Here is a 3,343-nt window from a genome sequence, read left to right as displayed (position 1 = left end):
CTCGCGGGAGGGCGTGACGACGATGGTCGGCGACGGAACGAACGACGCCCCTGCGCTGGCGGCGGCCGACCTGGGGATCGCACTCGGGAACGGAACGGCACAGGCCGCGGACGCCGCGGACGCGATCGTCACGAGCAGCGACCTGCGGGATGTCGGGACCGTCTTCGAGCTGGCGGCCGGCACCCGCCGCCGCATCCGCGAGAACGTCTGCTGGGCGCTGCTGTACAACGCGATCGCGATCCCGCTGGCCGCGCTCGGGATGATCAACCCGCTGTTCGCGGCGATCGCGATGGCCGCCAGTAGCATCATCGTCGTCACGAACTCCTCCCGGCCGGTGCTCGAGGAGTAACGTAGGTGATCGAGAGTTACAGACCACTGTACGCCAGTTCCGGAGCGACCGCAGGACGGTTCGCGGTCGCTCCTGGAAATCGGTCCAGTAGACCGTATCACCCGACCAATTCACTGTGAATCGCGCAGGGGTATGGCAAATACTCCCCGACAATAGCGGTGGCCGAGAGACAGCGGATGGATTCGGTACTCGGTTCGAACGACGTTTCGCCGACTCACTCTCGGTGGTGGTCAAGACACGGAACCGGGACGAAGCTACCGTACCGTCTCGTCGATGGCCCTGATAAACTCCTCGGCACGCTGTGAGCCGACGAGAACTGCACGGCCGTTTGTCCGTTCGATCTAGACTCCCCGATTGCCGCTGACGTTGTACGCGAGTTTCTCGGGAGCCCACCGGATTCCCCACCCGCCGAACTCACGAAGTGGCCCGTATCGTTTCGCCTCGTACCGCTCGATCTCCGACCACGAGATCCGACGGAACGACCGGTGAAGAGGCCACATTTTGAGAGAGATGCCGTCGGCCCTGACCTCGGTCTCGAGACGAAGGCCGTAGACGAGTCCAGCGGTCGCACCGACGACGAGTCCGCCCCACGAGACGGGACCTAACACGAGCACGAGAAGTACGATGCCGCCGAAAAGTGTCCAGACCCACGGCTGGCGAAACCGCTGTACCTCGCGAAATACTGGTGCGCTCTCCATGAGTTGCACTGGGACGGACTGCTGGAAGTCAGTACTGGCGTCCCCGATAGTCGAAGGGGTGTACCAGCTCTCCACGCACCGGTCTGGTACCAGGGGATTCGACCGTCGTCAGCAGCCGGCGACCGCGTCTCGGTCATCGTTACGACCCCTCACGGCTGCGCTGACGCTCGAGTCCACTCCCGTCCGCCGACGCCGAGTTGCCGTCCTCTGGCAACCGGCGACGAAGCCGGGTGCCCGGAACCGGTCAGGAGACGGTCCGTCGGAAGACGCCGACCCGATCTCCGTTCTCGTCTTTGAGTTCGACGGTGAACTGCTTTTGGCCGACGACTTCCTCGAGGTCGTCGACACGGATCTCGAACTCGCCGGTCGGATCGTCGACGACTGCGACCTCGTGCTCGCCGGACGTGACCACGAGGTGATCGACACCGTCGGGGTCCGTGAGTTCGCACGCGATCGTCTCGTCGCCCTCGGTACAGACGAGGTTCGTGTCCACGTCGGGGCTCGAGTCGTCGCCGAGGGATGCGGCAAAATCGAGCATCATCGGCGAGATCGGTGCCGTCCCCAGGACGATGACGATAACGATGAACGTCGAGAGGTTGATCTTCGAGGCGTGTCTGGCGAACGCTCTCGCCACCGGATGTTCGCCGGTCCGGCGGAGTCGGATCGCGAGCGGAACGACGACGAAGTGCGTGAGCGGCCCCCAGAAAACCAGCGCGAATCCGTAGGCCATCACGTAGGTGAGAAACGCCCACTCGGGCTGGTAGGAGAACAACAGCGACGCCGCGGACCAGCAAAAGAGGCCGAACACGAACAGCCCGCCGCTCTTGAGGACGCGCCAGATCGGCGTGTTGGCGTAGTAGACGCTCAGCAAGTCTCGCCAGCCCTGACTGAGCAGGCGTCTGGGGTACGATAGCGGCGGTTTCTCGTCGGGACCGTTCGTTCCGGACATCGTGGGTTCGGGCATGGGGCGCGTTCGGTGACGAGTACGTCTCGGATCGGGTTGGTGGTTCTCGGGAATCGGTTCGGGTCGACAGGCGAACGGGAGTGAGGGGGTCGATCAGGCGCCGATCGACCACAGCTGCGTGAGCAGGTACCAGTTCAGAACGTACGTGATGACGAAGGCCGCGAAGAAGACCAGACAGATGATGAACGTGCCGCGCATCTCGTAGGCGTGGACGGGATCGTCGGGATCCTCCGCGAGCGCGAGTCCGCCGTCGGCGACGAGGTCGTCGTTGTCGCCGGGCTCGATCCGCTCGCCGAACAGGACCGAGAGCACGGCGAGGGCGACGAACAGCGCCCCGCCGAGGATCGCAAGGGCGGCAGCGGCTCCGAAGACGTTGAACAGCGGTGCCGCGGCCTGGAGGCTGAACTCGGTCCCCGGGATGTTCTCGACGACCTCGGGCGTCCGCCGCGGGACGCCGTAGAGGATGCCGACGTACATCATCATCAGCGCCGTGAGCCCCATCGCGCCGCCGTAGAAGAACGGCTGGGCCGACGCCAGCTTCGTCGAGATGAACTGTCGCATGAACATGGTCCGGATCACAAAGTAGAGCAGGCCCATGAACGTGATCGTCGTTCCAAGGACGACGGTGCTGTGGAAATGGCCGACGGTTGCGAACGTGTTGTGCCAGGTCATGTTGAGCTGGAGCTGGCCCATGAGCACGCCGGTAATTCCCCCGAGGAATCCGAAGAGGATGATGGCGATCACTGGCGCGGCAAACGTTGGGTTCGTCCAGGGCGCAGAGGTGAGCCACCCGAAGAGTCCGCCACCCTTGCCGCGCTTGCGGCGGCCGGCCTCGATGCCCGCCGGGATGGCGAAAGCGTGGATGAGGCTCGCGAGCGTCGCGCCGTAGAACGCGTAGGAGGTGTTCCAGATCCGCCAGCCGGTCGAGATTCCGGGATCGACCAGCAGGTGGTGGGCCGCCCCCATGTTGATGAAAAACAGGTAGAGGACGAACGCCGTCCGGGAAACCTTCTCGCTGACGACCTCCGCGCCGCCAACGACGTGGGTTAGGAAGTACCAGACGACGATCATCGCGACGAGGTTGATCTGCTGGGTGCCGTGGCCGATGATCCAGAACCACATCCGGTAGGCCGCGGCGTCGAAGGTCAGAATCTCCAGGCGCCAGAGGAGACCGCCGGCGAACGCGACGACGCCGCCGAGCAGCGCCTGTACGGCGATGATCGAGGTGATGAACGCCCCGAACGTTACCAGCGGGAGCGTCTTTCCCCTGTTTTCGCGTTTCTCGCGCCAGAGCGCGACGAAAAAGGGCAGGGCCGCGATCACGACCCCGTG

The 3,343-nt window shown here is 64.5% G+C and carries 3 protein-coding genes; 1 reads left to right on the top strand and 2 read right to left on the bottom strand.

All coding sequences use genetic code 11. The features are described 5' to 3' along the window. The coding region (locus ACNA7R_RS19730; protein WP_416285251.1) for an HAD-IC family P-type ATPase at positions 1-349 on the top strand (349 nt) is incomplete at its 5' end. A 942-nt stretch (positions 350-1,291) separates the two neighbouring features. Here ACNA7R_RS19730 and ACNA7R_RS19725 read toward each other — a convergent pair. Both ACNA7R_RS19725 and ACNA7R_RS19720 read right to left on the bottom strand, forming a co-directional pair. Next, positions 1,292-2,011 carry a hypothetical protein gene (locus ACNA7R_RS19725; RefSeq protein WP_416285250.1) on the bottom strand — a complete coding sequence of 240 codons (720 nt, stop codon included), beginning with the start codon at positions 2,009-2,011 and terminating at the stop codon, positions 1,292-1,294. Positions 2,012-2,104: 93 nt separating this feature from the next. Further along, positions 2,105-3,343: cbb3-type cytochrome c oxidase subunit I (locus ACNA7R_RS19720; protein WP_416285249.1), on the bottom strand; the 1,239-nt coding region annotated here is incomplete at its 5' end.

Origin of the sequence: Natronococcus sp. (genome assembly GCF_047921035.1) — an archaeon.
Classification (GTDB): domain Archaea; phylum Halobacteriota; class Halobacteria; order Halobacteriales; family Natrialbaceae; genus Natronococcus.
This window is presented reverse-complemented; position numbering and strand designations above follow the sequence as displayed.